Source organism: Bradyrhizobium sp. Ash2021 (assembly GCF_031202265.1).
In the GTDB taxonomy this organism is placed as follows: domain Bacteria; phylum Pseudomonadota; class Alphaproteobacteria; order Rhizobiales; family Xanthobacteraceae; genus Bradyrhizobium.
This window is the reverse complement of record NZ_CP100604.1, coordinates 5,524,935-5,550,449: the sequence shown is the minus strand read 5'-3', so window position 1 is coordinate 5,550,449 and position 25,515 is coordinate 5,524,935. Positions and strand designations below refer to the sequence as shown.

26 protein-coding genes and 2 pseudogenes are annotated in these 25,515 nt (G+C 64.3%); 16 read left to right on the top strand and 12 right to left on the bottom strand.

Annotated elements, in window-relative coordinates:
• Positions 1 to 581 precede the first annotated feature (581 nt).
• Positions 582 to 1,055, bottom strand: a complete 474-nt coding sequence (locus NL528_RS26770) for a helix-turn-helix domain-containing protein (RefSeq protein ID WP_309177457.1) — start codon at positions 1,053 to 1,055, stop codon at positions 582 to 584.
• Positions 1,056 to 1,172: 117 nt separating this feature from the next.
• Between NL528_RS26770 and NL528_RS26765 the strand changes: the two genes are divergently transcribed.
• Positions 1,173 to 1,946 carry an SDR family oxidoreductase gene (locus NL528_RS26765; RefSeq protein ID WP_309177456.1) on the top strand — a complete coding sequence of 258 codons (774 nt, stop codon included), beginning with the start codon at positions 1,173 to 1,175 and terminating at the stop codon, positions 1,944 to 1,946.
• Between the two features lie 89 nt (positions 1,947 to 2,035).
• On the opposite strand, the gene NL528_RS26760 is transcribed toward NL528_RS26765, so the two are convergent.
• Entirely contained in the window at positions 2,036 to 2,644 is a 609-nt protein-coding gene (locus tag NL528_RS26760; protein ID WP_309177455.1) for an NAD(P)H-dependent oxidoreductase, read from the bottom strand.
• A gap of 119 nt (positions 2,645 to 2,763) precedes the next feature.
• On the opposite strand from NL528_RS26760, the gene NL528_RS26755 reads away from it, so the two are divergent.
• The gene (locus NL528_RS26755; protein WP_309177454.1) at positions 2,764 to 3,162 is read left to right on the top strand and encodes a helix-turn-helix domain-containing protein; all 399 of its coding nucleotides are present in this window, start codon (positions 2,764 to 2,766) and stop codon (positions 3,160 to 3,162) included.
• 4 nt (positions 3,163 to 3,166) lie between these two features.
• On the opposite strand, the gene NL528_RS26750 is transcribed toward NL528_RS26755, so the two are convergent.
• Positions 3,167 to 3,388: a hypothetical protein gene (locus tag NL528_RS26750; RefSeq protein ID WP_309185039.1), complete on the bottom strand. Its 222-nt coding sequence runs from the start codon at positions 3,386 to 3,388 to the stop codon at positions 3,167 to 3,169.
• Positions 3,389 to 3,499: 111 nt separating this feature from the next.
• Positions 3,500 to 4,284 (bottom strand): annotated as a pseudogene (locus NL528_RS26745) (DNA-processing protein DprA); the annotation flags it as partial.
• A gap of 131 nt (positions 4,285 to 4,415) precedes the next feature.
• On the opposite strand from NL528_RS26745, the gene NL528_RS26740 reads away from it, so the two are divergent.
• Positions 4,416 to 5,657, top strand: coding sequence for an amidase (locus NL528_RS26740; RefSeq protein WP_309177453.1), 1,242 nt, complete (start codon positions 4,416 to 4,418; stop codon positions 5,655 to 5,657).
• 112 nt (positions 5,658 to 5,769) lie between these two features.
• On the opposite strand, the gene plsY is transcribed toward NL528_RS26740, so the two are convergent.
• The 3 genes from plsY to NL528_RS26725 all read right to left on the bottom strand — a co-directional run bounded on the left by plsY (position 5,770) and on the right by NL528_RS26725 (position 8,724).
• On the bottom strand, positions 5,770 to 6,363 hold the full coding sequence (gene plsY, locus NL528_RS26735; protein WP_309185038.1) for a glycerol-3-phosphate 1-O-acyltransferase PlsY: 594 nt from the start codon (positions 6,361 to 6,363) through the stop codon (positions 5,770 to 5,772).
• Between the two features lie 104 nt (positions 6,364 to 6,467).
• Positions 6,468 to 7,769 (bottom strand): dihydroorotase, encoded by a 1,302-nt coding sequence (locus tag NL528_RS26730; RefSeq protein WP_309177452.1) that lies wholly within the window; start codon positions 7,767 to 7,769, stop codon positions 6,468 to 6,470.
• Position 7,770: 1 nt separating this feature from the next.
• Complete coding sequence (locus tag NL528_RS26725; RefSeq protein ID WP_309177451.1) at positions 7,771 to 8,724, bottom strand: aspartate carbamoyltransferase catalytic subunit; 954 nt, start codon at positions 8,722 to 8,724, stop codon at positions 7,771 to 7,773.
• 139 nt (positions 8,725 to 8,863) lie between these two features.
• On the opposite strand from NL528_RS26725, the gene NL528_RS26720 reads away from it, so the two are divergent.
• The 3 genes from NL528_RS26720 (at position 8,864) to NL528_RS26710 (ending at position 12,246) form a co-directional block, all read left to right on the top strand.
• Positions 8,864 to 9,631, top strand: a complete 768-nt coding sequence (locus tag NL528_RS26720; protein ID WP_309177450.1) for a M15 family metallopeptidase — start codon at positions 8,864 to 8,866, stop codon at positions 9,629 to 9,631.
• A 22-nt stretch (positions 9,632 to 9,653) separates the two neighbouring features.
• Entirely contained in the window at positions 9,654 to 11,297 is a 1,644-nt protein-coding gene (locus NL528_RS26715; protein WP_309177449.1) for an acyl-CoA dehydrogenase family protein, read from the top strand.
• A gap of 172 nt (positions 11,298 to 11,469) precedes the next feature.
• Positions 11,470 to 12,246, top strand: a complete 777-nt coding sequence (locus tag NL528_RS26710; RefSeq protein ID WP_309177448.1) for a type II CAAX endopeptidase family protein — start codon at positions 11,470 to 11,472, stop codon at positions 12,244 to 12,246.
• Between the two features lie 156 nt (positions 12,247 to 12,402).
• Here NL528_RS26710 and NL528_RS26705 read toward each other — a convergent pair whose 3' ends face one another.
• From NL528_RS26705 to NL528_RS26690, 4 genes are read right to left on the bottom strand one after another with little or no spacing between them, the layout of a single operon-like run.
• Positions 12,403 to 13,326 carry an AEC family transporter gene (locus tag NL528_RS26705; RefSeq protein WP_309177446.1) on the bottom strand — a complete coding sequence of 308 codons (924 nt, stop codon included), beginning with the start codon at positions 13,324 to 13,326 and terminating at the stop codon, positions 12,403 to 12,405.
• A gap of 2 nt (positions 13,327 to 13,328) precedes the next feature.
• Positions 13,329 to 13,811 carry a Holliday junction resolvase RuvX gene (gene ruvX, locus NL528_RS26700; RefSeq protein ID WP_309177444.1) on the bottom strand — a complete coding sequence of 161 codons (483 nt, stop codon included), beginning with the start codon at positions 13,809 to 13,811 and terminating at the stop codon, positions 13,329 to 13,331.
• Positions 13,812 to 13,869: 58 nt separating this feature from the next.
• Positions 13,870 to 14,421: a GNAT family N-acetyltransferase gene (locus NL528_RS26695; protein WP_309177443.1), complete on the bottom strand. Its 552-nt coding sequence runs from the start codon at positions 14,419 to 14,421 to the stop codon at positions 13,870 to 13,872.
• A gap of 46 nt (positions 14,422 to 14,467) precedes the next feature.
• Positions 14,468 to 15,358, bottom strand: a complete 891-nt coding sequence (locus tag NL528_RS26690) for a LysR substrate-binding domain-containing protein (protein ID WP_309177442.1) — start codon at positions 15,356 to 15,358, stop codon at positions 14,468 to 14,470.
• Positions 15,359 to 15,463: 105 nt separating this feature from the next.
• Between NL528_RS26690 and NL528_RS26685 the strand changes: the two genes are divergently transcribed.
• The 10 genes from NL528_RS26685 to NL528_RS26640 all read left to right on the top strand — a co-directional run bounded on the left by NL528_RS26685 (position 15,464) and on the right by NL528_RS26640 (position 25,338).
• Positions 15,464 to 16,444 (top strand): nitronate monooxygenase, encoded by a 981-nt coding sequence (locus NL528_RS26685; RefSeq protein WP_309177441.1) that lies wholly within the window; start codon positions 15,464 to 15,466, stop codon positions 16,442 to 16,444.
• A gap of 18 nt (positions 16,445 to 16,462) precedes the next feature.
• Entirely contained in the window at positions 16,463 to 17,539 is a 1,077-nt protein-coding gene (locus NL528_RS26680) for a nitronate monooxygenase family protein (protein WP_309177440.1), read from the top strand.
• Positions 17,540 to 17,703: 164 nt separating this feature from the next.
• On the top strand, positions 17,704 to 18,636 hold the full coding sequence (locus NL528_RS26675; protein ID WP_309177439.1) for an ABC transporter substrate-binding protein: 933 nt from the start codon (positions 17,704 to 17,706) through the stop codon (positions 18,634 to 18,636).
• Positions 18,637 to 18,808: 172 nt separating this feature from the next.
• The gene (gatC, locus tag NL528_RS26670; RefSeq protein WP_309177438.1) at positions 18,809 to 19,096 is read left to right on the top strand and encodes an Asp-tRNA(Asn)/Glu-tRNA(Gln) amidotransferase subunit GatC; all 288 of its coding nucleotides are present in this window, start codon (positions 18,809 to 18,811) and stop codon (positions 19,094 to 19,096) included.
• Positions 19,097 to 19,168: 72 nt separating this feature from the next.
• Positions 19,169 to 19,375 carry a hypothetical protein gene (locus NL528_RS26665; RefSeq protein WP_309177437.1) on the top strand — a complete coding sequence of 69 codons (207 nt, stop codon included), beginning with the start codon at positions 19,169 to 19,171 and terminating at the stop codon, positions 19,373 to 19,375.
• Positions 19,372 to 20,844, top strand: a complete 1,473-nt coding sequence (gatA, locus tag NL528_RS26660) for an Asp-tRNA(Asn)/Glu-tRNA(Gln) amidotransferase subunit GatA (RefSeq protein WP_309177436.1) — start codon at positions 19,372 to 19,374, stop codon at positions 20,842 to 20,844. The genes NL528_RS26665 and gatA overlap by 4 nt, the downstream gene beginning before the upstream one ends.
• Positions 20,835 to 21,140, top strand: a complete 306-nt coding sequence (locus tag NL528_RS26655) for a hypothetical protein (RefSeq protein ID WP_309177435.1) — start codon at positions 20,835 to 20,837, stop codon at positions 21,138 to 21,140. The genes gatA and NL528_RS26655 overlap by 10 nt, the downstream gene beginning before the upstream one ends.
• Complete coding sequence (gene gatB, locus NL528_RS26650) at positions 21,137 to 22,615, top strand: Asp-tRNA(Asn)/Glu-tRNA(Gln) amidotransferase subunit GatB (RefSeq protein ID WP_309177434.1); 1,479 nt, start codon at positions 21,137 to 21,139, stop codon at positions 22,613 to 22,615. Before NL528_RS26655 ends, gatB begins: the two co-directional genes overlap by 4 nt.
• Before the next feature lie 1,611 nt (positions 22,616 to 24,226).
• Positions 24,227 to 24,496, top strand: a complete 270-nt coding sequence (locus NL528_RS26645; protein WP_074276196.1) for a hypothetical protein — start codon at positions 24,227 to 24,229, stop codon at positions 24,494 to 24,496.
• Positions 24,497 to 24,735: 239 nt separating this feature from the next.
• Complete coding sequence (locus tag NL528_RS26640) at positions 24,736 to 25,338, top strand: hypothetical protein (protein WP_309177433.1); 603 nt, start codon at positions 24,736 to 24,738, stop codon at positions 25,336 to 25,338.
• A gap of 36 nt (positions 25,339 to 25,374) precedes the next feature.
• On the opposite strand, the pseudogene NL528_RS47220 reads toward NL528_RS26640, so the two are convergent.
• Positions 25,375 to 25,488 (bottom strand): annotated as a pseudogene (locus NL528_RS47220) (SEC-C metal-binding domain-containing protein); the annotation flags it as partial.
• Between the last annotated feature and the right edge of the window lie 27 nt (positions 25,489 to 25,515).

The window sequence follows — 25,515 nt, the reverse complement described above, 5'->3', positions numbered from 1 at the left end:
GACGACGGCTGACAAAACTCCAACTCCATTTGAAAATAACTAAGGGCCACAAATCCGCGTTCTCGCGGCGCGATCCGCCCGAGCTTTGCGTCGTTTTCCACCCTCGTAAAGCGTAGAGGGCGCAGGGAAGACCGGGTGCGCGCTGCACCCGCGGTCTCGTGTGCAAGGTTGCACAAAGAAATGCGCACACGAGCATACAGGTTCAGCGGAAACACTCCGGCCTTCCCCGCGCAATGGTTTTACGGCTTATAGCGCGCTCTCCCCGGTGACCGGCTTTCTTGCCACCGTCATCCCTGAGAAGCTTGCTTCTCAAAAACTTGACGCCAGCATCGGGGCGCCAGGACCACACGACTTCGCCGTCCGCCTCAGTGCCGTTCGTCAATGGCACATCCGCGTCCACCGCATCCCACCGCGCGTTCGTGACGATCGCGACCCGCCCCTCGTTTGGGTGAGACGGGCGGAGTTATGCCCTTGATTTGCCCGTCGGGGTGAAGCGAAATATTTTTACGGGAGGGGCTGGACAAGCGATTTCGACAATCGGCAAGTGATTTGCCCGTCGGGCAAATCAGGCGAGCGGCCCGCTAGCCAGCAATGCTTCGCGCGCGCTTGGCAGGCGGACGCGGCTTCAGCACGGTGTCGGCGGCGGTGAGCAGGCGTCCGTCCTGCGAATAGAGCGCGAGCTTGCGCACCGGCTTTCCCTTGTCGCGGTCCACCATAATGGTTCCGATTTCCTCCGGCCTCGCATCGAACTCTTCGCTCCACTGCCGCAGCGCGACCAGGATCGGAAAGACGCCGCGGCCCTTCGGCGTCAGGACATATTCCTGATAGGCGCTGCCGTCGGAGGCAGGCGCGGTTTTCAGGATGCCCTGATCCACCAGCGCGCGCAGCCGTACGGTGAGGATGTTTTTCGCCAGTCCGAGACTTTTCTGGAACTCGCCGAAACGGCGGTGCCCCAACGACGCGTCGCGGATGATCAGAAGCGACCACCAGTCGCCGATCACGTCGAGCGATCGCGCGATCGGGCACTGGTCGCCTTCGAAACTCGTTCGCTTCATGGTGGCGGTCTCCGTGGCCGTGATCACATCACGGGCTTGTGTAGTTGCATTATAAAACCAGATGCCCTAGTTAGGCAAAATAGTTTAATAATGCAACCAAAATGGACGGAGGCTACCGTGAGACTTGCGAACAAGACGGCGTTGATTACCGGCGGCAACAGCGGCATCGGGCTGGCGACCGCAAAACTGTTCGTGGCCGAGGGGGCGAAAGTCGTCATCACCGGGCGCAACAAGGAGACCCTGGACGCAGCAGCCAGGGAACTCGGGCCGAATGCGCTGGCGTTCGTCGCCGATGCCACCGACATCGCGGCGGTCGAAGCCGCGGTCGAGCAGGGGGCGGCAAAATTCGGCAAATTCGATATCGTGTTCGCAAACGCCGGTATTCCCGGCCAGACGCCTGTCGGCGGAACCACTCTTGCGGCGTTCGAATCGGTAATCAGGACGAACCTGACCGGGGTATTCTTCACCGTGCAAGCGGTAGTCCCGCATCTGAATGACGGCGCCTCCATCATCCTGAACGGCTCGGTCATCTCGGTGCTCGGCAATCCCGGTTATTCCGCCTATGCGGCGAGCAAGGCCGGCGTGCGCGCGATGGCGCGGACCATGGCATCCGAATTGTCGCCGCGCGGCATCCGCGTCAACGTGGTCGCGCCCGGCGCGATCCGTACGCCGATCTGGGGAGCGGCGATCGCCACGCCGGAAGCGGAGAAGGCGTTCGAAAAGCGCATCGGCGCGACGACGCCGCTCGGACACATCGGCGAGCCCGACCACATCTCGAAGACGGTGTTGTTCCTCGCCTCAGACGATGCCGCGCACGTGCAGGGCCAGGAATTGTTCGTCGATGGCGGCTCGACGGCGTCGCCTGCGGGCGCGCCGATCTATCGGGGGTAAACGGCGCCAGCTGTTTGGCAGACCCTTTCATCACACGACACCCGCCCGCCGCTGCTGACAGCAGCGGCGGGCGGTGTTCACTTTTTTTTCTATGCTGCGTCGAGATTGCTTGCGGCGTGCAGCGCGCCTGCGACCGCCTTCTCGCGATGCTCGGGCCCGACCTGGGTTCCGTCGGCGGAAATGAATTCAAGGTCTTTCACGCCGATAAAGCCGAACACCGAGCGCAAATAGGTTTCCAGATGTTCGCGGGCGGCGGCCGGCGTGCCGGCGCCGTAGAAGCCGCCGCGCGAGATCGCGATGATGACGCGCTTGTTGCCGGCCAGCCCTTCGGCGCCTTGGGCGCTATATTTGAACGTCTTGCCCGCGACCAGGATGCGGTCGATCCAGGCCTTGAGCTGGCTCGGAATGGTAAAATTATACATGGGCGCGCCGAGCACGACGATGTCGGCGGCCAAAAACTCGGACAGCACCGCCTGACCGGCGGCGATGTCCTCGCGCAGCGAGGCCTCTGCCGGGGCGCCCTGGCCGGCGGCGAGGTGGGAGCCGCTCAGATGCGCCAGCGGGGTCAGGGTCAGATCGCGATAGGTGATTTTGAGGCCGGGGGTGGCCTTGCGCAGCCGGTCGACGATGGCGGCGGAGACCTGACGGCTGACGGAGTGGGGGCCGAGGACGCTGGAATCGAGATGGAGGAGTTTCATAGGAGGGTCACCCTTGGTATAAGTTTGTAACTGAGACTATATGAGTGCCTGTCCGCAAACCCCGCAAGAACGCACATTTTTGAAACCCGAGCACATCGTTGAAACCCGAGCACAAAAAAGTGCCTGTCTCTAGAGCCCCAGTCCTGCCGCCCCAGCCGCATCATCTGGACAGCGACTGCCGGGGCGTGGCCTCGATCCTGGCGCGGGTCGGCGACAAATGGAGCGTGTTCGTCATCATGCTGCTAGGCGAGGGTCCGCGCCGCTTCAACGAGATCAAGCGCACGATCGACGGCATCTCGCAGCGCATGCTGACGCTGACCCTGCGCGGGCTCGAACGCGATGGCCTGGTGACGCGAACCGTATTCCCGACCATTCCGCCGCGCGTCGATTATGAGCTCACCGATCTCGGGCGCGGCCTGTCGAAGCCGGTGGAAGCGCTGGGCAAGTCGGCCTTCGAGCACCGGACCGAGATCGAAAGCGCCCGCGCGCGATTCGACGGGCGCAACGAAGATCGTTGACGACCTAAATCAGCGACACCAGCCCGCCGCCGTGGCGCTCCAGCCGTCCGGCGAGTTCGAGTTCGAGCAGCACCGCGCGCACGATGGCGGGCGAGGCGCCGGACATCCGGATCAGATCGTCGAGGCTGACCGGGCTTGGCCCGAGCAAATTGACGATGCGCGCGCGGTCGCTGCTATCGGCTTCGAAATCCAGCGGCTCGCCGTCGTCCTCGCGTGCGCGGAGCATGATCGGCCGCTCCATGATCGGCTCGACCGCGTTGATGACGTCACTGGCTTCGGTGACCAGCGTCGCGCCCTGCTTGATCAAATCGTTGGTGCCGGCGGCGCGCGGATCGAGCGGCGAGCCCGGCACCGCGAACACTTCGCGGCCCTGTTCGGCAGCGATCCTTGCGGTGATCAGCGATCCCGAACGGTGCGCGGCTTCCACCACGACGACGCCGAGCGCGGCGCCCGAGATCAGCCGGTTGCGCCGGGAAAATCGCGCGCCCGCGGCACATGGCCGAGCGGCATTTCGGAAATCGCGCCGCCAGCCTCCAGCAGCGCCGCCAGCAGGTCCTCATGCTCGGGCGGATAGATCCTGTCATGGCCGCCGGCCAGCACCGCGACGGTACCGCTTGCCATGCTGGCGCGATGCGCGGCCTGATCGATGCCGCGGGCGAGGCCGGAGATGACGACAAAACCGGCATCGCCGAGATCGCGCGCGATCGTAGCTGCGAATTTCAGCCCGGCGCCGGAAGCATTGCGGGAGCCGACGATCGCGATCATCGGCCGCATCAGCAGGTCGGGCGCGCTGCGGATGCCGAGCAGCGGCGGCGCGTCGTCGAGCGTGGCGAGGCGCGGCGGATAACCGGCTTCATCGGGCACGACCAGGCTGACGCCGATCTTGCCGGCGGCATCGAGTTCGGCGCGCGCGCTGTCCTCGCTGCAGATCCGGCCCGGCCGCGCCGCGCCGCCGCGTCGCGCCAGATCGGGCAGCCGCTCCAGCGCCGTGCGCGCATCGCCGAAATGCTGGAGCAGGGAGCGGAAGGTGCGCGGGCCGACATTGTCGGACCGGATCAGGCGCAGGCGGTCGAGCCGCTCGGCGTCGGTGAGGCGGGTGGTGCTGGGGGGACGGTCGTGCATGCCGGCCCAGCTTTGCCCAACCGGAGATTGCAATCAACTCGTTTGAGGGCGCGGCAGCCCCGCGCCGTCATGGCTTGCTCGATCCCGGCACGCTCCCTAAAAGCTGTCTCATGCCGCAGGAAACCATGCCCATGATCTCGCTCGCCGAACTCCAGCGCCGCATCGATGCCGGCAATCTCTCCGCGGATGCGGCGATCGGCCGGTCGCTCGAAGCGATCGCCGCGCACGAGAAAACCATCGGCGCCTTTGTCTGCCGTGACGACAAGGCGCGTGCCGCCAAGGCCGGCCCACTGCGCGGCATCGCCGTCGGCATCAAGGACATCATGGATACGGCGGATTTTCCGACCGAGATGGGTTCGCCAATCTACAGGGGTTTTCGGTCGCGCGGGGATGCGGCTGTGGTCGCTGCCCTGAAGCAGGCGGGCGCGACGATTATCGGCAAGACCACGACGACGGCGTTCGCTTCGTCCGATCCGACCGCGACGCTCAATCCGCACAATCACGGCCATACGCCGGGCGGATCGTCGTCGGGTTCGGCGGCGGCGGTCGGGGCCGGGATGATCCCGCTGGCGCTGGGAACGCAGACCGGCGGTTCGGTGATCCGGCCGGCGTCGTTCTGCGGCGTCGCCGCGATCAAGCCGTCCTACCGGCTGCTGCCGACGGTCGGCGTCAAATGCTATTCGTGGACACTCGATACCGTCGGGCTGTTCGCCGCCGGCGTCGAGGACGTGGCACGCGGGCTGGCGGCGATGACCGGCCGGCCCGAATTGCTGCCGGGTTCGGCGGTAACAACACCGCGCATCGGCGTGGTGACGCAGGATTTTGCCGGCGCGCCGGAAGCAGCAAGCGCAGAGGCGCTGCGGATTGCGGTGGCGGCGGCCGAGCGCGCCGGCGCCTCGGTGCGTGCGCTGGCATTACCCGAGATCGTCGCCGAGGCCTGGCGCGCGCAGCCCATCGTGCAGGAATTCGAAGCGCATCAGGCGCTGGCCTGGGAATACCGCGAAAATTACGCCGCGATGGCGCCGCTGCTGCGCGGGCGGCTCGACGAGAGCAAGGGGACGCCACCCGCCGCCTATGACGAGGCGATCAAAATTGCGAGCCGGGCGCGACACGCACTGGGCAAGGTGTTTGAGGACGTCGACGTGTTGCTGACGTTCTCGGCTCCCGGCGCCGCCCCGAAGGGGCTGGCGTCGACCGGCGATGCCCGGCTCAACCGGCTCTGGACGCTGATGGGCGTGCCCTGCGTGAATGTTCCGGCTTATGTCGCCGACGGTAGATTGCCGGTCGGGGTACAGGTAATCGCGCGGTTTGGCGCCGACGCTCAGGCGCTGGCGGCGGCGCGGTTCGTGGAAGCGGCGCTAGCGGGAAGATAAGGCCGTCATTGCGGGATGGTCCGAAGGACCAGACCCGGAATCTCGAGATTCTCAGGTGCGCAATTGCGCACCTAGTTCGATGCTTCGCATCGCCCCGGAATGACGATGTTCGTCACTTCGCCCCGATTTTGCCCTCGGTGCCGGCCTGCAAGCGCTTGATGTTTTCGCGGTGCATGTAGAACAGCAGCATGGTCAGCACGGCGGACAGCGACGCCAGCGCTGGTTGGCCAAACCACCACAGGAATAACGGCGTGATGAAGGCTGCGACCAAGGCGGAGAGTGACGAGTAGCGCGTCGTGAAGGCGGTTGCGAGCCACATCGCGCAGAAGATCAGCGCGGCCGGCCAGAACAGGCCGATCAGCACGCCGATATAGACGGCGACGCCTTTGCCGCCGCGAAATTTGAGCCAGACCGGAAACAGATGGCCGAGAAAGGCGCCAAGTGCGGCCAGCATCGCCGCGTTCGGCCCGCCGTAATAGCCTGATATGACCACCGCCAGCGTGCCCTTCAGCGCATCGCAGATCAGCGTTGCCGCAGCCAGGCCCTTGCGGCCGGTGCGCAGCACATTGGTAGCGCCGATATTGCCGGAGCCGATCGAGCGCAGATCCTGCGTGCCGGCCAATTTGGTCAGCACAAGGCCGAACGGAATCGAGCCGAGCAAATAGCCGAGCAGGAACCCGACGACGAGGAAGGCGTCACCCGACATCGCGGTTGCTCCTGCTGCCCCGGCGAATTTCCCGCGCATAAGAGTCTCTTTTTGACGCGTTTTCTTGACGCGAACCGGTTCCCACTTCGCTCGAAAACGCTCTGCTAAACATGCTCATAGACCGTCCGTCCGCCGACAATAGTACGCACCACGCGGCCCGAGAAGCGGGCTTCGTCGAATGGCGTATTCTTGCACTGCGATTTGAGGTCGGCGGGATCGAGCACCCAGGGGATATCGGCGTCGATCACGATCACGTCAGCGGGCGAGCCGGCGCGCAAGCTACCGCCGGGCAGTCCCATCAGTTCCGCCGGCCGCGTCGACATCGCCCGGATCAGGGTGCGAAAATCCATCTCGCCATTGTGAATCAGCCGCAAGGCGGCCGGCAGCATGGTCTGCAGGCCGACCGCGCCGGAGGCTGCTTCCGCGAATGGCAGCCGCTTCACCTCGACGTCCTGCGGATTGTGATCGGACATCACGACGTCGATCAGGCCGGAGGCAACGGCCGAAACCAGCGCCAGCCGGTCCTCCTCGGTGCGCAGCGGCGGCGACAATTTCAGGAAGGTGCGGTACGGGCCGATGTCGTTTTCGTTCAGGGTCACGTGATTGATCGAGACCGAGGCCGAGACCGATAACCCGGCGTCGCGGGCGCGCTTGAGGATTTCCAGCGACTCGATGCAGCTCAGGGAGGCGGCGTGATAGCGGCCGCCGGTCAGCGCGACGAGGCGCATGTCGCGCTCCAGCATCACCGCCTCGGCGGCGTTGGGGATGCCGATCAGCCCGAGCCGCGCGGCGAATTCGCCTTCGTTCATGACGCCTTCGCCGACCAGATCCGGGTCCTCGGTGTGGTGGACGATCAGGGCGTCGAAATCGCGGGCGTAGGCCAGCGCGCGGCGCATCACCTGCGCGTTGGTGACGCTGCTGGCGCCGTCGGTGAAGGCGACCGCGCCGGCGGCCTTCAACAGCCCGATCTCGGTCATCTCCTGGCCGCGCATGCCTTTTGTGAGCGCCGCCATCGGGTGGATGTTGACGATCGCGGTGTCGCGCGCCCGGCGCAGCACGAAGTCGACCGTCGCCGAATTGTCGATCACGGGCGAGGTGTCGGGCTGGCAGATGATGGTGGTGATGCCGCCGGCGGCCGCGGCCTGGCTCGCGGAGGCAAAGGTCTCGCGGTGGCTGGCGCCGGGCTCGCCGACAAAGGCGCGCATGTCGATCAGTCCGGGGGCGACGATCTTGCCGTCGCAATTGATGATGTCGGTGCCTTCGGGGACGCCGGCGGCGCCGATGCCGCGCTTTGAATCGCGGATCATGCCGTCCGCGATCAGAACGTCGCCGGGGCCGTCGAAATCCCGGGAAGGATCGACGACGCGGGCGTTGGCGAGCAGGATAGGGCGGCGATCGGTCAGCATTTTATGCGTTCGGCAGGTTGCGGGCGAGTGCTTCAAGCACCGCCATCCGCACCGCCACTCCCATTTCGACCTGTTCGCGGATCAGCGATTGCGCGCCGTCGGCGACGATTGAGTCGATCTCCACGCCGCGGTTCATCGGACCCGGATGCATCACCAGTGCGTCGGGCTTGGCGTAAGCGAGCTTCTTCTGGTCGAGGCCGAAGTAATGGAAGTATTCCTGGCTCGACGGCACAAAGGAGCCGTTCATGCGCTCGCGCTGCAGCCGCAGCATCATCACGATGTCGGCGCCATTGAGGCCCTCGCGCATGTCGCGCGCCACCTCGACGCCCATCCGCTCGATGCCGCGCGGCAACAGCGTGGAGGGGGCGACGACACGGACGCGGGCGCCCATGGTGTTGAGCAGCAATATATTGGAACGCGCCACCCGCGAATGCATCACGTCGCCGCAGATCGCGATCACGAGCCCTTCCAGCCGGCCCTTGTTGCGGCGGATGGTGAGCGCGTCGAGCAGCGCTTGCGTTGGATGTTCGTGGGCGCCGTCGCCGGCATTGACGACGGAACCGTCGACCTTGCGCGCCAGCAGTTCCACAGCACCCGAGGCATGGTGCCGCACCACCAGGATATCCGGGTGCATGGCGTTCAGGGTCACCGCGGTGTCCATCAGCGTCTCGCCCTTGCGGATCGAGGACGAGGACACCGACATGTTCATGACGTCGGCGCCGAGCCGTTTTCCCGCCAGCTCGAACGAGGATTGGGTGCGGGTTGAGGCCTCGAAGAACAAATTGACCTGGGTGCGGCCGCGCAGCGAGGTGCGTTTTTTGTCGACCTGGCGGTTGAGCTCGACATATTCCTCGGAAAGGTCGAGCAAGCCGGTAATGTCGGCAGCGGAAAGCCCCTCGATTCCCAGCAGATGCCGGTGACCGAGGACGAAGGTCGATTTCGATACAGGGGTCATTAAAGCGAGAGCTATAGGCAGAGACGGCGCGGGGGGCAAGCGGGAATAGGCGGCTTGCGAGTTATCCCCCGGTCTGTCGCCGCGCGGGGTAAAGGGAGTTGCCGCAATGTCGCCGCGTTCAGCGTGCGGAGAGCACATCATGCAGAAATGCCGGCCGATTTTAGCGATCGCGTTAACCGCGCTAGGCCTGACATATGGCCCTGCAGCGGCGCCTGCCCAGGCCTTGCCAGGCGGCTTCGCGTATCTGCGGGATATCGATCCCACCATCATCCAGGACATCCGCTATGCCAGCGCCAATAATTTCGTCGGCCACCCGCTGGCCGGCTATGAGGCGGGCGAATGCGTGGTGAAGCGGAACGTCGGCCTTGCGCTGAAAAACATCCAGCAGGAACTCGCCAGGCAAAAGCTGTCGCTGAAAATGTTCGATTGCTACCGGCCGCAGCGCGCGGTCGCCGACATGGTGGCGTGGTCGCGCGATGGCAGAGAGATGGCCACCGGCCGGCGCTTTAATCCGGCCTTCCGCAAGGCCGACCTGTTCCGGCTCGGCTATATCGCCACCCATTCCCAGCATTCCACCGGCGGAGCGCTCGATCTGACGCTGGTCGACCTGAGCGCCGACAATTCCGCCGCCTTCGATCCGAACAAGGCCTACGCCGACTGCACCGCACCGGTGGAGGAGCGTGCGCCGGAAGGCAGCGTCGACATGGGCACCGGCTATGATTGCACCGACCTGAAGGCCCATACCGCGGCGAGTTCGATCACGCCGGCCCAGCGGCGCTGGCGCAATGTGCTGGTGGCCGCGATGGCCCGGCAGGGCTTTGTCAACTATTCGAAGGAGTGGTGGCACTTTTCGCTGCCGGGCGCAGGCGCGCAGGCCTATGATTTTCCGATTGCGCGGCACAATTGATTCCCGACCGCCAGGACCGGCCATGACGCAGGCTTCATTCTCAACCCACGAGGTCTTCAACCAGTCACCGCCGTTTTGCGACGTCGATCTGTTCGCGGTGGACCGGCCGCTGGCCGCTGCGGTCGCCGCCAATGGCGGTGCGGCGGCGGAGCAAGAGCTGTCGGAGTTCGGCAAGCATTGGGGTTCGGCCGCGATGGCGGAACGGGGCCGGGTCGCCAACGAGAACACACCGAAGCTGCGGACCTTCGATGCCAAAGGCAACCGCCGCGACGAGGTCGAGTTCCATCCGGCCTATCACGAGTTGATGGCCCACAGCGCGCATGCCGGCGTGCACAATTCGACCTGGAGCGCACAGGGCCAGCCGGCCGGCGGTGCGGCGGAAGTGATACGCGCCGCCAAGTTCTACATGGCTGCGCAAGTGGAGACCGGGCATCTCTGTCCGATCACCATGACGCGCGCTTCGGTCGCGGCATTGGCGGCGCAGCCGGATTTGCTGGCCGCGACGATGCCGGTGATTGCGACCCGCGCGTATGATCCGGCTTTTGCGCCGTGGTGGACCAAACGCGGCATGACGCTCGGCATGGGCATGACCGAGAAGCAGGGCGGCACCGACGTCCGATCCAACATGACGCGCGCGGAACGTGACGGCGACGCCTATCGCATTACCGGCCATAAATGGTTCATGTCGGCACCGATGTGCGACGCGTTTCTGGTGCTGGCGCAGGCCGACGAAGGCCTGAGCTGTTTCTTCATGCCGCGCTTTGCGCCGGATGGTTCGGTCAACGCGATCCGGTTTCAGCGATTGAAGGACAAGCTCGGCAACCGCTCCAACGCCTCGTCGGAAGTGGAATTCGCCGGCGCTCATGCGATGCGGATCGGCGATGAGGGCAAGGGCATCCGCACCATCATCCAGATGGTGCAGTTGACGCGGCAGGATTGCGCGATCGCCTCGGCGGGTTTGATGCGGTCGGGATTGGCGCATGCGCTGCACCACGCGCGCCACCGCAGCGTATTCCAGAAGCATCTCGCCGATCAGCCGCTGATGCAGGCGGTGCTGTCGGACATGGCGCTGCATGTCGAAGCCTCGATCGCGCTGGTGATGCGGCTGTGCCGGTCGTTCGACCGCGCCCCCGATCAGCCCAAGGAGGCCGCCTATATGCGGCTGCTGACGCCGGCGATCAAATACTGGATCTGCAAGAGCGCGCCCGGCTTCCTCTACGAGGCGATGGAGTGCCTCGGCGGCAATGGCTATGTGGAGGAGGGCATTTTGGCGCGGCACTATCGGGAGGCGCCGGTCAACGCGATCTGGGAAGGTTCGGGCAATGTGATGTGCCTCGACGTGCTCCGGGCGTTGTCGCGCGAGGCCGATGCGGCGCTGGCGGTTTTGCACGAACTCACCGGCGAGACGCTGGGCCTGCCGGGCGCCGGCGAGGCGGTCGCGTTTGTCGGCAAATCGTTCCGCCGTCTGGACAGCGAGCGCGTGGCGCGGCTCGCGGTCGAAAAACTGGCGCTGCTGGCTGCCGCCGCCGCGCTCAACGGCGTCTCGCCGCATCAGGCCGAATTGTTCGCGGCCACCCGGCTTGCCGCCAATCACGCCAGCATGTATGGCGCGGTCGATCTGGCGAACAACGATGTCCGTGGTTTGCTGGAGCGGGCGCTGCCGTGAAAACCCACCGACGTCATGGCCGGGCTTGTCCCGGCCATCCACGTTCTTTCTTGATGTACGAACGAAAGACGTGGATGCCCGGGCGCAGGCGAGCGGAAGCGACGCCGTTCTTCGGACGGTTATGCCCGGGCATGACGGAGAGTTAAAGCTCCTTGCCAACTGAAAGTCAGCGATGGATTCCCTTAACCCCGAAAATCCCCCCATCACCGTCACTCCGACCGAACCTGCGCCCCGGATCTGGCAGTTCTGGGGCACGGCGTTATGGGGCCTGTTTGTCTTCGGCGGGATGTTCGTCGGGCAGCTGACCGTCATCGCTTATTTCGTGCTGATGCGGGACGGGCCGATCGATGTCGCCGCGGCCATCCATGTGGTCGGCGGCGGGCGGACGATTTCGCTGTCCGTCGTGATGGGATTGCCTGCGGTGATCCTGGCGTTGTGGATTGCGATCCGTCCGACACGCACGCGGTTTGCCGACTATCTCGCGCTGCGCGGGACGTCGTGGAAGATGTTCATCATTGGTGTCGTGGCGATGGTCGCGCTGGTGATGGGTTGGGACCTGGTGTCGCGTGTGTTGGGGCGGGAAGTCCAGCCCGGGTTCATGGGCGACGTACTGAAATCGGCGCAGGCCGACGGTTCGGTGTGGCTGTTGCTGATCGCGTTTTGCGTCGCCGCGCCGATCTCGGAGGAATTGCTCGCCCGCGGCTTTCTCTACCGCGGCTGGTCGGAGTCGTTCTTGCGGGTCCCCGGCGCGATCCTGCTGTCGTCGCTGGCATGGACGGCGCTGCACATGCAGTACAACTGGTTCTTTTTCGGCGAGATATTTTCGATCGGCGTGTTGCTCGGTTATTTGCGCTATCGCTCGAACTCGCTCTGGCTGACGATCGTTCTGCACGGCCTCAACAATCTCGCCGCGACGGTGCAGAGCATGTGGCTGGTGGGAAGCGGGTAGATAGGCCGGCTGTTATTTCCGTCATTGCGAGCCAACGGGTCGGCGCGAAGCGCCGCCCGATGACAGGCTCCGCGAAGCAATCCATCCTTGCTGCGGAAAGAAAGAGTGGATTGCTTCGTCGCTTCGCTCCTCGCAATGACGGTCGATGACGGATTTTCACGCCGCCAGCGCGATCGCGATCGGCATCGTGATCGCCGCCAGAATCGTCTGCAGCGTGATGATCTGCGCCAGCAGCGGCGCGTCGCCGCCCATTTGCCGGGCCAGCACATAGGCCGAGGAGGAGGCCGGCACCGCCGAGCAGGCGGTGACGATCGCCAGATTCGAACCGGATAGCCCGAACCATAGCGCGAGGGCGACCGCGAGCACCGGCATCAGGATCAGCTTGAGGAATACTGCGACCGAGGCCGCAAGGCTCGGGCGAAACATGCCTTCCAGATGCAGGCCGGCGCCGGTGACGAGCAGACCGATCGCGAGCGAAGAACGGCCGAGCGCGTCGGCGACCTCATGCCAGATTTTTGGCAGCGGGAGGTGCGTGACGTTGAGCACGAGCCCGATCGCGCAAGCCCAGATCAGAGGATTGCGCACCACCGTTATCACGATGGAGCCGATCGACCGCTTTTCCGGCGAAGCATAATGCGCCAACACCGCGACACTGAACACGTTGACGAGCGGGATGATGGCCACCATCGCAACCGACGCCAGCGCCAGCCCGACATCGCCATAGAGACTGCCGGAGACGGCGAGCGCCACATAGGTCTGCCAGCGCGTCGCGCCCTGGAAGATCGAGGTGAAGGCCGGCCCGTCGATGGCGCAGCGTGCGAGCAGGGGACACAGCGCAAGGCACAACAGCGACATCGCGAGCGCCGAGATCAGGAGCGCGCCGCCGACGCTGGCGACCGGTACTTTTGTGAGGTCGGCCTTCACCAGCGTCTGGATCAGCAGCATCGGGAACAGCACGTAATAGGTCAGCCGTTCCAGCCCGTGCCATTGCGTCTCCAGCCGCATCAGGCTGCGCTTCAAGACAAAACCCAGCACGATCAGCAGAAACACCGGCAGCAGCGCCTCGATCACGACGACCATCGTCAGCGATCCCCGCGCAGCGTCGCCAGCCGGTCCAGCGCGCCCTGCAGGATGAAGATCGCGGCGTGCTCGTCGATCACCTCGGCGCGGCGGGCGCGGCTGACGTCCATCCCGATCAGTTCGCGCTCGACGGCGGCGGTGGACAACCGCTCATCCCACAAACCGATGGCGAGATCGGTAAGTTTGGAAAAATTCCGCGCGAAGGCGCGGGTCGATTGCGCGCGCGGTCCCTCGCTGCCGTCCATGTTGATGGGCAGGCCAAGCACGAAGCCGACCGCGTTGCGCTCGCGGGCAAGAGCCAGCAGCCGCGCCGCGTCGGCCTTGAAGGCCGTGCGGCGGATGGTTTCGACGCCGGTCGCAAGCCTGCGATCGGCGTTGGACACCGCAACCCCGATGGTCTTGGTGCCGAGATCGAGGCCGATCAGCGCGCCGCGTTCCGGCCAGTGTGCAGCGGCTTCAATCAGGGGAAGGATGGGGGCGGGCATGGCGTTCGCATAACACGCGCGTTGGCGGTTGCGCAAAGCCGCGGTGGAAGATGGTCGACTAGCGGGATCGTCTGCGCCACTCCTCGCGCGTGATTTCCCAGATTTCACTGGGATGCCGACCCGATACATAATCCAGATCCTCTGTCCGGATCACACGCATGCCGCTGCTCTCTGAGATACGGCGCGATGGCAGGTTGGCGGCGGCCTTTGGAGCGCGAAGAACGGGCCGCTCCAGAGTTTCGAACCAGTAATCGGTCACCGCCGAGGATGCCTCCGTCATCAGCCCTCGGCCTTGCCACCCCGGGTCGAGCCAGAAACCTCTGTTCTCGTCGGGCTTGTCCATCAGGCTGATGACGCCGATTAATTGCCCGGGCTCGGGTTTGGGCCGGATTGACCAGTGCCAAGCGCTACCCGATCGCATCGCTGGAAGCGCGGTGTCGCGAAGGAATGTCAGGGCACCGTCAGCCGGATAGGGCCATGGAATCTGACGGTTCAGGAACTGCACGATCTCCCACCGAGGGAAAATTGCTTGCACGGCATCGGCGTCGGCGAGCTCCAACGGGCGAAGGATCAGGCGCGATGTCGTGATCGTTGGAATTGCGATGGACATCAGTGGCTCGCGCAGCAAATGAAGTCAGTGCCGGTCGTGCGGAGGGTCAGGCCGCGATGACCTCTTCGCTTCTCTCCAGGCAAGTAACAAACCCCTGCAGCGCACTGTATTGGTGCGCGCTGCGGCGCTGGATGAAGAGCGTGTCGACACGTGACTGCGACGCTGCGAGCGCGTGAATGCTGATGTCGCGGTTGACATGGTCGCGCTCGACCACGGCGCGGGGCAGCAGCGTCACGCCCATGTCGGCGGCGACGCAGCCGATCATGCCGTCGAGCGTTCCCAGTTCGAAGCGGGCGGCGGACGGCCAGCCGAATTCCGAAAACACCTGTTCGAGCCGTTGCCGGTAGGTGCAGCCGGTGCGGAACACCAGCGCGGTCGGGCCTGACTCGGGCGTGCCGGCACGCAAGGCGGCAAGGCTGGTCCATCGCCGCGCGGTGACCAGCACGAGTTCTTCCCTGAACGCGGTTACGGCGCTGAGTTCGGCATGCTCGATCGGACCGGCGACGAAGGCGCCATCCAGCGTGCCGTCGAGCATGGCGGCGACCAGATCGGCGGTCGGCGCCGTCCGCAGTGTCAACCGCACCGCCGGATAACGCCGGTGAAATGCAGCGAGCAGCGCGGGCAGTCGCACCGCGGCGGTCGTCTCCATTGAGCCGATCGAGAGCGGTCCCTTCGGCTCGCCATCGTCGCGTGCGGCCAGCACCGCCTCGCGCGACAGCGCGGCCATGCGCTGCGCATAGGGCAACAGGCGCCGGCCGGCGCCGGTCAGCGTCATGCCGCGGCTGTGCCGCTCGAACAGCGCGGTGCCGATCTCGGCTTCCAGCGCCTTCACGCGTTGGGTGACGTTGGATTGCACGGTGTTGAGTTCGTCGGCGGCGCGGGTGATGCCGCCGAGACGCGCGACCGTGGAAAAAGTCATGAGATCGGTCAATTCCACGGGGGTAGCTCCGTTTCAATTGCGAGATGGCAGCGTTCTCTAGTATTCATTTTCAGAGAATAGTAGACTCCCCTAGACTGGCTGTCCAGAACAGGGAGCCATCGCATGGCGATCAGCACCGAATTGACGGCACGGCTGGGTATTCGACACCCGATCCTCTTGGCGCCGATGGACACGATCTCCGGCAGCCGGCTGGTGAGGGCGGTCAGTGACGCCGGTGGCTTCGGTATTTTGGGCGGCGGTTATGGAGACAGAACGCGGCTCGAGGCGGAGACCGCGAAGCTGAAGGGGTTTGCCGGACCGTTCGGCGTCGGCTTCATCACCTGGAGCCTGGCGAAGCAGCCCGAGCTGCTCGACATCACACTCGAAGCGCGACCGCGCGCGATCATGTTGTCGTTCGGCGATCCCGCGCCGTTCGCGCCAAAGATCAAGGCGGCGCGGAGCTTGCTGATCTGCCAGGTGCAGAGCGAGGACATGGCGAGACAGGCACTCGATGCCGGGGCGGATATTTTAATCGCGCAGGGCACCGAAGCCGGCGGGCACGGCGCGTCGCGCACCACGATCGACATCGTGCCCGCGATCGTCGATCTCGCGGCCGGCCGCGTGCCGGTGGTTGCCGCCGGCGGCATCGCGGATGGACGCGGCCTCGCGGCGATGATGATGCTGGGGGCATCGGGCGTGCTGATCGGGACGCGGTTCTATGCCAGCATCGAGGCCGACGGCGCCGAGGAGGCCAAGCAGCGGATACGCGCGGCGAACAGCGGTGAGACCGTGCGCGGCGTCGTGTTCGACTGGTCGCGCAAGCTGATGTGGCCGGCGCCGTTCACCGCGCGCGCGCTTTCCAACGACCATCTCCGGCGCTGGACCGGCCGCGAGATCGAGCTGATGCAGCGCGTGGACGAGGTGACCGTGGAGTATGCGGCGGCGAAGGCCGCGGGCAATTTCGATGTCGCCGCCGTGTTTGCCGGTGAGTCCGTTGGGCTGATCCATGATATTCCACCGGCTGCAGAGATCGTCGGCCGCATTGTCGCCGAAGCCGAGCAAACGTTGCAGGGCCGGCGTAACTCCATCGCCTCTGTCGCCTGAAAGATCGTGAGACAAACCATGTGGCCAGACCGCCGAATTATCGACCTTTTCAAGACCGAGTTTCCGATCGTGCTGGCGCCGATGGCCGGGATCATGGATGCCGAGCTCGTGATCGCGGCGGCGCAGGGCGGGGCGCTGGGCTCGTTGCCGTGCGCGATGCTGTCCGTGGAGAAGGCCCGCGAGCAGATCAACATTATCCGCCAGCGCGTAGCAGCACCCGTCAATATGAACTTCTTCTGCCACACGCCGGTCGATGCCGACCCGGCGCGCGAAGCCGGCTGGAAGGCGCGGCTTGGGCCTTACTACAAGGAGTTGGGCCTCGATCCCGCAGCACCCGTCAATGCCGCCAACCGCGCGCCGTTTGACGAGGCGATGTGCGCGCTGGTGGAGGAGTTGAAGCCGGAAGTCGTCAGCTTCCATTTCGGCTTGCCGGATGCCGCGCTGCTCAAGCGCGTCAAAGCGGCCGGCGCCCTCGTGATGTCGTCGGCGACCATCGTGAGAGAGGCGATCTGGCTCGAGGAGAACGGCGCCGACGTCATCATCGCGCAGGGCGCCGAAGCCGGCGGCCATCGCGGCATGTTCCTGACCGTCAACATCGCCGAACAGCCCGGTACCTTCGCGCTGGTGCCGCAGGTGGTCGATGCGGTGAAGGTGCCGGTGATCGCGGCCGGTGGCATCGCCGACGGTCGCGGTATCGCGGCGGCGTTTGCGCTTGGCGCCTCGGGCGTGCAGATCGGCAGCGCATATCTGCGCTGCCCGGAATCGAAGGTGATTGCCTCGGCGCGGATCGCGCTGGCCCAGGCGCGCGACGATTCCACCGTCATTACCAATGTCATGACCGGGCGGCCCGCGCGCGGCGTCGCCAACCGCGTGATGCGCGAAGTCGGCCCGATCTCGCCGGACGCTCCGGCCTTTCCGCATTCCGCCACCGCGCTCGGACCGCTGAAAGCGGCCGCCGAAAAGCACGGCAAGGTCGATTTCACCAACCTGTGGGCCGGCCAGGCGGTGCGATTGGGGCGCGAAATGCCGGCCGCCGAGCTGACCCGGGCGCTCGCCGGCAGCGCGCTGGCGCGCTTGAGCCAGATGGCGGGCTAGGTTTCCGCTGGCACGCATGTCGGCGCTGTGCTGCTAGCGCCGAGCATCTCGCGTGTTTCATCCGGGATCGAACGTATGATTTCTGGTGCACGCCGTGTCGCGACCTGTTAGCCGTTACGTCGATGCAGCGGCGGAAATTCATAACCATTGCCGGTGGCGCTTTGATGTGGCCACTGGCTGCCTACGGGCAGCGCAAGCCGATGCCGGTTGTCGGCTATCTTCACTTTGCCGCTCCCGGTTATGTGCCGAGTGCCGACCCATTTCTGCAGGGGCTGAAAGAATTCGGTTTTGCCGAGGGGCAGAACGTGGCGGTCGAGTACCGCTGGGCTGAGGGGCGTTATGACCGGCTGCCGGGTCTTGCTGCCGACCTCGTCGGGCTCAAGGTCGATCTGATCGCGGCCTTTGGTCCGCCGCCGGCGAAAGCCGCGAAAAATGCTACATCCAGCATCCCGATCGTTTTTGAGGTTGGGAACGACGCCGTGGAAGCCGGGTTGGTCGCCAGTCTCGCCCGGCCCGGCGGCAATGCCACGGGCGTTAGCGTTCTCTTCACCCAGCTGACCCCAAAGCGGCTTGAGTTGCTTTGCGAACTCATTCCCAACGCCAAAACGATTGCCCTGCTGGTCAATCCGAACAGCCCGACAGCCGAGCCTTCGGTTCGCGGGGCCCCGGAAGCGGCAAGGGCGAAAGGCGTGCAGCTTTCGATCCTCAACGCCAGCAATGTCGATGAGATCGAGGCGGCGTTTGCGGCCATTGTGGCGTCGAAAACAGATGGGCTGATCGTTGCGGCCGACCCGTTCTTCGATAGCCGGCGCGCGCAACTGGTGGCGACGGCGGCGCGCGACAAGGTGCCCACGATCTATTTTGAGAACGAGTTTTCCAATGCCGGTGGGCTCATGAGTTATGGACCGAGCCTTGCCGCCGTCTATCGCCGAATGGGTGCCTATGCAGGACGAATCCTGAAAGGCGAGAGGCCCGACGATCTGCCGGTAGAGCAGCCCACGACGTTTCAAATGGTCTTCAACCTCAAGACCGCGAGAGAGCTCGGAATTACGGTGCCGCCCAACCTGCTGTTCACGGCCGACGAGGTGATCGAGTAACGCGCTTCCGCGGATGACGCGTTTTGGGGCGCCTGAGGCGTGCGGGCACGTGGGCCGGCGGATTCCAGGAATGGCGGGTAACCGGGCGCCTGGACCATGTTCTCATGGTTGCGGTGCAAAAGCAGCCTCTGCTATACGGCGGGCTGATTTTACTGCCCAGAGGCCCTATATTATGTCCGTCGACGCCACGACCGTCCGCCGCATCGCGCATCTTGCGCGGATCGCGGTCACCGAGGCCGAAGTTCCCCATCTGCAGGGCGAACTGAATGCAATGCTGGCCTTTGTGGAGCAGCTTTCGGAAGTGAATGTCGACGGCGTCGAGCCGATGACGTCGGTGACGCCGATGGAAATGAAGAAGCGTCCCGACCTGGTCAATGACGGCGAGATCGCGGACGCTGTCGTGAGGAATGCGCCGGAAACGCAGGACCATTTCTTTCTGGTGCCGAAGGTCGTCGAGTAGTTCATAGCGTTTTCGAGCGAAGTGGCTACCGGTTCGCGTGAAGAAAACGCGTCAAACAATAGAGTTTCAGCGATGTGCATGCTCTGCGACGATGAAAAGGCCTATCAGGCCTATATGAACTACCTCGACGCGATGGAGCGGCAGGGCAAGGCCGCCGATCCCGACAAGGCGATGGATGCTGTGCTCGACCAGCTCGAGGCCGCCGACAAGGCGCGCGCCAACGATCCTGCCAACGACAAGACGCTCTCTCCGTTCTTCTGCAGCCCGATCAATAAATGACCGATTTGATATCGATGACGATCGCCGAGGCCAGGAATGGCCTCGCGAACAAGTCTTTTACCTCGCTTGAACTGACCGACGCGCATCTCGCCGCGATCGAGGCGGCGCGCTCGCTCAATGCGTTCGTGCTGGAAACGCCGGATCAGGCCCGCGCCATGGCGCGCGCGATTGATGCCAGGATCGCAAAGGGTGAGGGCGGGCCGCTCGCGGGCATTCCGCTCGGCATCAAGGATCTGTTCGCGACCAAAGATGTCCGCACCACCGCGTGCTCAAAAATCCTGGTCAATTTCGTACCGCCCTATGAATCCACCGTGACCTCGCAGCTGTGGCGCGACGGTGCGGTCATGCTGGGCAAGCTCAACAATGACGAATTCGCGATGGGCTCGTCGAACGAGACCTCGTGCTTCGGCCCGGTGGTCAATCCGTGGCGGCGCGAGGGCTCCAACACCACGCTGGTGCCGGGCGGCTCGTCCGGCGGATCGGCGTCGGCGGTCGCAGCACTGCTCTGCATGGGCGCCACCGCGACCGATACCGGCGGCTCGATCCGCCAGCCCGCGGCGTTCACCGCGACCGTCGGCGTGAAACCGACCTACGGCCGCTGCTCGCGCTGGGGCATCGTCGCGTTCGCGTCCTCGCTCGACCAGGCAGGTCCGATCGCGCGCACGGTGCGCGATTCCGCGATCCTGATGCGCTCGATGGCGGGCCATGATCCCAAGGACACCACCTCGGTGAACCGCGCGGTGCCGGACTACGAGGCGTCGATCGGAAAATCCGTGAAGGGGATGAAGATCGGAATCCCGAGGGAATATCGCCTCGACGGCATGCCGGCCGAGATCGAAAAGCTCTGGAGCGAGGGTGGGGCCTGGCTGAAGGCCGCCGGCGCCGAACTGGTCGAGGTATCGCTGCCGCACACCAAATACGCGCTGCCCGCCTATTACATCGTGGCGCCCGCGGAAGCTTCGTCGAATCTCGCGCGCTACGACGGCGTCCGCTACGGCCTGCGCGTGCCCGGCCGCAGCATTGGCGAGATGTACGAGAACACCCGCGCCGAGGGTTTTGGCGCCGAAGTCCGCCGCCGCGTCATGATCGGCACCTATGTGCTCTCCGCCGGCTATTACGACGCCTATTATCTGCGTGCACAAAAGGTGCGGACGCTGATCAAGAAAGACTTTGAGGATTGCTTTGCCAAAGGCATCAACGCGATCCTGACGCCGGCGACGCCGTCGGCGGCGTTCGGCGTCGGCGAGAAGGGCGCCGATCCGGTCGAGATGTACCTCAACGACATTTTTACGGTGACCGTGAACATGGCGGGGCTGCCGGGGATCGCCGTTCCCGCCGGCAAGGATGCCCAGGGCCTGCCGCTCGGGCTGCAACTGATCGGTCGCCCCTTCGATGAAGAGACGCTGTTCTCGCTCGGCGAAGTCGTCGAGCAGGCGGCGGGGCGGTTTACGCCGCCGAGGTGGTGGTGAGCGTCGCGGATTTCAGAGCCAGCCTGTCGGGCGCAGCGCCTGCGCCCGGTCTCGTGCCGCCGCTGGCCGCATTGTGGTGGGCCGCCAAGGGCCAATGGGACCAGGCGCACAAGATCGTGATGAACGAAGAGACGGCGGAAGCCGCGTGGGTTCATGCCTATCTGCATCGCGTCGAGGGCGATCTCGGCAATGCCGGATACTGGTACCGGCAGGCCGGTCAGCCGGCCGCGAAGGATTCTCTTGAAACCGAATGGGAGCGGATCGCTTCCGCGCTGCTCGGAGGTGGAAAGACATGAGTACGGCGACGCACAAGCTGATCAAAGGCGCCACCGGCGACTGGGAAATGGTGATCGGGCTGGAAGTCCACGCCCAGGTCACCTCGAAATCAAAACTGTTTTCCGGCGCCTCGACTGAATTCGGCGGCGAGCCGAACACCCATGTGTCGCTGGTCGACGCGGCGATGCCAGGCATGCTGCCCGTGATCAACGAGGAATGCGTCCGCCAGGCGGTCCGCACCGGGCTCGGGCTCAACGCAAAAATCAATCTGCGCTCGGTGTTCGACCGCAAGAACTATTTCTACCCGGACTCGCCGCAGGGCTACCAGATCAGCCAGTACAAGTCGCCTGTTGTCGGCGAGGGCGAGGTCACGGTCGAACTCGACGGCGGCAAGACCGCCACCATCGGCATCGAGCGGTTGCACCTGGAGCAGGACGCCGCCAAGTTGTTGCACGACCAGTCGCCGTCGATGTCGTTTGTCGATCTGAACCGCTCCGGCGTGGCGCTGATGGAGATCGTTTCCAAGCCTGACATCCGCGACGCCGAGCAGGCCAAGGCCTATGTGACAAAGCTGCGTTCGATCCTGCGCTATCTCGGCACCTGCGACGGCGACATGGAGAAGGGGTCCTTGCGGGCCGACGTCAACGTCTCCGTGCGCAAGGTGGGCGGGCCGCTCGGCACCCGCTGCGAGATCAAGAACATGAACTCGATCAACTTCATCGGGCAGGCGATCGAGTATGAGGCGCGGCGTCAGATCGAGATCATCGAGGACGGCGGCACCATCGACCAGGAAACGCGCCTCTACGACCCCAACAAGGGCGAGACGCGCTCGATGCGTTCCAAGGAAGAGGCGCACGACTACCGTTATTTCCCGGATCCCGATTTGCTGCCGCTCGAATTCAGCGAAGCCTATGTCGCCGCGCTGAAGGCGGAGCTGCCGGAATTGCCGGACCAGAAGAAGGCGCGCTTCATCGCGGGCTTCGGACTGTCGCCCTATGACGCCAGCGTGCTGGTGGCCGAACGCGAGAGCGCGGACTTCTACGAAACCGTGCTGGCAAAGCTCGCCGACCAGGCCCGCGACGGCAAACTCGCCGCCAATTGGGTGATCAACGAGCTGTTCGGGCGTCTCAACAAGGAGGGCCGGGACATTACGGGCTCTCCGGTGTCCGCAGTGCAGCTCGCCGCCATCGTCGACCTGATCGGCGACGGCACGATCTCCGGGAAAATCGCAAAAGATTTGTTCGAGATCGTCTGGCAGGAAGGCGGCGACCCGCGCGCGCTGGTCGAGGCGCGCGGCATGAAACAGGTCACCGATCTCGGCGCGATCGAGAAGGTAGTCGACGACATCATCGCTGCCAATCCGGACAAGGTCGAGCAGGCGAAAGCCAAGCCGGCGGCGATCCAATGGTTTGTCGGTCAGGTCATGAAAGCGTCGGGCGGCAAGGTCGATCCGAAGGCCGTCAACGTTCTGCTCAAGACCAAGCTCGGCATCTGAAACGTCCCGTAACGGGACGGCGACATCGCTGCCGCCATCGCGGTCGGCGCACGCGAAGCGCGCGTCGAATGTTCGTCGCGATCTGAAAATTCATCGTCGCGACCAGGAAGCGCCCCGCGAATCGGTCGCGCCGATTCGTCCAAAAATTCGGTTTTGGCGAGCGCCGATGAGACGTTAGCGCCCCGAACACGAAAATTTTTTTATTGCCAAAATTTGCGACTCAGAGTCCGCGCAAGCGGCTTTTGCTCGACCCTGATGAGTCGCAACGACGTCGATCGCGTATCGATCGTCGATGATGTGAATTGCAGAAAGAGCTGCGACACAGTCGCTTCCTGCAATATTGACAAACGGAGATGTCGGTCCTTGCTGCACTTTTCGCATCGCTGAACGAAGGCGTTGTCGTGCCTGACATCAACACGCGGCGTGCGCTCCGGCATCGCCGTGTCAACACTTCCTTAAGCGGGACGCTGTTTTTTTGAGTGTGTTGGTGTATTCGGGATGTAGTGCATCTCGATTCCCGAGTGCACGCAGCGATTAAGCCATCTCACTACATCAGGAGGGCAACATGGCCAAGAAAGCTAAGAAGGCGAAGAAGGCGAAGAGCGCAGTGAAGAAGACTGCGAAGAAGACCCGCAAGGTCGCCAAGAAGAAGAAGTAATCTCGCTTCTTTACGAATTGCCGGCGGCTTGATGCCGGCACGTCACACGAGCCCTAAGACGATCTGCTTCTAAACAAGCAAATCCAAATCGGATGGCTCTGGTCGACGAAAGAGGGTGTCGGCGAGACATCAGGTCAAACGGCTGGATCGAATTTCGGAAGAGCTCGCTCTTTCAAAACCGGTCCGGCAGAAGAAACAGGTTTTCTTCGTTCGGTGCGGACCTCCTCGAGCTCCGCAATTTCACCGGGCCCAGAGCCCCAAAGTGAAATCTGATCCTGACGTGTTCGCCGACGCCCTCGTTCCCCGGAACGCTGCCGTTCCGATTGCCGCGCATTTGGCGCCGGGCGTCTTGATTTCCCCAATCTCTTTCTGACGTGTTTGCAGGCGTCGACCGGTTCGGGTCCGCCTCGCGATTTCCCCGCAGCCCCCGTCATACGCCCCCGCGAATGCCGGAACCCGGCACGCCGCGGCTTCTCGCTTCCATCGAGCGTTTCGGAACACGGGACCATCCGCCGGAGACGGTCATCAGGCTCGCCGCGATCCGATGAGGGATGACGATCATCGGCGTTGTCGCGATGGTTATCGTTCGGCGAAGCGGCAAGGTAAACCGAACTTCGCGATCGCATCCAAACGCCTGCGAGACAGGCACTTCTGCGATTCCGCGTTTTCCGCACGGGCTGCGCGTTTACACCCCGTTCATCGCGATACTTAAACTGCCCTTCAAATTTGATCGGTCATGATCATCCCAACAAGCCGGCAAACGGCGAGCGCATGATCCGCCAAAGTGTAGGCGGTTTGGCGACCAGATCATGCGCTCTTCAATAAACGGCGCGCGATCGGACGCAAAACCGGGTTCCACTTTTGCTGATCGCGCGCTGGAATAACAGGGCGTTCTAACAGTGGACAGGGGCCGCGCTCGGGGGAGAGCGGCAAGCAACAAAAAGGAGACAGGGATGTTTCAGGGGTACATTGATCTGGATACGGCGACGCCGGTCGAGGCAACGGCGATTCCCGACGTGCTGTTCGAGCGCGGTCTGTACTGGGCGAGCGGGCGTTCCGGCGTCGTCAATCTGATCGCAGCCCACAAATGGTTCAATCTTGCAGCCCTGAAGGGACGCACGGACGCGATCTCGCTGCGCCGCGAGGTTGCCGAGATGATGTCGGACGTCGAGATCGCCGCGGCACAGCGCGAGGCGCGGGCCTGGATGACGGCCCAGCACTGATAGAGCCAGCGCGAAAACGCTACTGCGGATCGTGCGCGTCCCTGCGCACGACCGGCAAGCGGGCTCCGCAATTCTACGGAGCGACATGTATACCCGCGGGTAACCCTGAGGCGTGATCCTTGATGGACTGGGGAACACCATCTGCGGACACTGGAAAGCGGCCGACCATTGATCGGTGACGCGCGCCCTTGGCGGATGATGTTCAGGCCGGGCGTTCGTTCTTTCGTGAAGGGGTCGCGATGGGAATCCTCGCCGTCTTGATCGTACTGCTGATCCTGCTCGTGGTTTCGGCCTGCTCTTCGGCGCGGTCCTATTTCGTCAAGGGCCGGCTCGCCGGCATGGAAGAGGCGACGCTCGAAATCATCCGCGGCATCAACTCCCATTATGAAGTGGCGGGCCAGCCGGCGCCCGACCAGGTGACGAAGGCCGTGGAGGCGATCAAATCGTTTGCGCGCGGCTCGTCCTGCGAAAAGAATATCTACCGCTATCAGGCCCGGCTCTGGATCTTCGGCGACGCCGTTGGCGCGGCCTGCTGGCGCAAGGGATATGGCGCCTGCAAACAGCAGATGACCGCAAGAGACGATCGGATTCGCGTCGACTTCGCGATCGGTGAGTTGTTGCACCTCACCGCGCTCGCGCATCTGGGCTTCAAGAAGATGATGCCAAACGATCGCGGTATCGAGATGAAGCGCTTCGGGGGCGAGCAACAGGCGCGTGAGGTTGCGCGCGCGCTCGAGAAACTGGAATGGGCTGTTCCTGAACCGCAACGGCCGGTCGAGCAATCCACCAATCGCCGGGCATTGATCGGTCAGTGGTGGCCACCCGGGCGCAAGATCGCCTGAGCGGTTGACTGCGTTGGCGGCCTGGAATCCTGCCGCCTAGTCCGGACGAGCCAGGCAGCATTTCTTCGCCTTCTTGCCGCTGCCACAGGGGCAGGGGTCGTTGCGCCCGACATGCCGCAAGGGATTTCTGACCGGTTCCACGGGCGAGTAGTTTTCCTTGAAAAGATCCTCGCCGAG

What these genes read in the sequence shown, in the direction of transcription:
- NL528_RS26770 (WP_309177457.1), bottom strand. Translation starts at nt 1,055, where the DNA reads ATGAAGCGAACGAGTTTCGAAGGCGACCAGTGCCCGATCGCGCGATCG.
- NL528_RS26760 (WP_309177455.1), bottom strand. Translation starts at nt 2,644, where the DNA reads ATGAAACTCCTCCATCTCGATTCCAGCGTCCTCGGCCCCCACTCCGTC.
- NL528_RS26750 (WP_309185039.1), bottom strand. Translation starts at nt 3,388, where the DNA reads ATGCTCCGCGCACGCGAGGACGACGGCGAGCCGCTGGATTTCGAAGCC.
- NL528_RS26740 (WP_309177453.1), top strand. Translation starts at nt 4,416, where the DNA reads ATGATCTCGCTCGCCGAACTCCAGCGCCGCATCGATGCCGGCAATCTC.
- plsY (WP_309185038.1), bottom strand. Translation starts at nt 6,363, where the DNA reads ATGTCGGGTGACGCCTTCCTCGTCGTCGGGTTCCTGCTCGGCTATTTG.
- NL528_RS26730 (WP_309177452.1), bottom strand. Translation starts at nt 7,769, where the DNA reads ATGCTGACCGATCGCCGCCCTATCCTGCTCGCCAACGCCCGCGTCGTC.
- NL528_RS26725 (WP_309177451.1), bottom strand. Translation starts at nt 8,724, where the DNA reads ATGACCCCTGTATCGAAATCGACCTTCGTCCTCGGTCACCGGCATCTG.
- NL528_RS26720 (WP_309177450.1), top strand. Translation starts at nt 8,864, where the DNA reads ATGCAGAAATGCCGGCCGATTTTAGCGATCGCGTTAACCGCGCTAGGC.
- NL528_RS26715 (WP_309177449.1), top strand. Translation starts at nt 9,654, where the DNA reads ATGACGCAGGCTTCATTCTCAACCCACGAGGTCTTCAACCAGTCACCG.
- NL528_RS26710 (WP_309177448.1), top strand. Translation starts at nt 11,470, where the DNA reads ATGGATTCCCTTAACCCCGAAAATCCCCCCATCACCGTCACTCCGACC.
- NL528_RS26705 (WP_309177446.1), bottom strand. Translation starts at nt 13,326, where the DNA reads ATGGTCGTCGTGATCGAGGCGCTGCTGCCGGTGTTTCTGCTGATCGTG.
- ruvX (WP_309177444.1), bottom strand. Translation starts at nt 13,811, where the DNA reads ATGCCCGCCCCCATCCTTCCCCTGATTGAAGCCGCTGCACACTGGCCG.
- NL528_RS26695 (WP_309177443.1), bottom strand. Translation starts at nt 14,421, where the DNA reads ATGTCCATCGCAATTCCAACGATCACGACATCGCGCCTGATCCTTCGC.
- NL528_RS26685 (WP_309177441.1), top strand. Translation starts at nt 15,464, where the DNA reads ATGGCGATCAGCACCGAATTGACGGCACGGCTGGGTATTCGACACCCG.
- NL528_RS26680 (WP_309177440.1), top strand. Translation starts at nt 16,463, where the DNA reads ATGTGGCCAGACCGCCGAATTATCGACCTTTTCAAGACCGAGTTTCCG.
- NL528_RS26675 (WP_309177439.1), top strand. Translation starts at nt 17,704, where the DNA reads ATGTGGCCACTGGCTGCCTACGGGCAGCGCAAGCCGATGCCGGTTGTC.
- gatC (WP_309177438.1), top strand. Translation starts at nt 18,809, where the DNA reads ATGTCCGTCGACGCCACGACCGTCCGCCGCATCGCGCATCTTGCGCGG.
- NL528_RS26665 (WP_309177437.1), top strand. Translation starts at nt 19,169, where the DNA reads ATGTGCATGCTCTGCGACGATGAAAAGGCCTATCAGGCCTATATGAAC.
- gatA (WP_309177436.1), top strand. Translation starts at nt 19,372, where the DNA reads ATGACCGATTTGATATCGATGACGATCGCCGAGGCCAGGAATGGCCTC.
- gatB (WP_309177434.1), top strand. Translation starts at nt 21,137, where the DNA reads ATGAGTACGGCGACGCACAAGCTGATCAAAGGCGCCACCGGCGACTGG.
- NL528_RS26645 (WP_074276196.1), top strand. Translation starts at nt 24,227, where the DNA reads ATGTTTCAGGGGTACATTGATCTGGATACGGCGACGCCGGTCGAGGCA.
- NL528_RS26640 (WP_309177433.1), top strand. Translation starts at nt 24,736, where the DNA reads ATGGGAATCCTCGCCGTCTTGATCGTACTGCTGATCCTGCTCGTGGTT.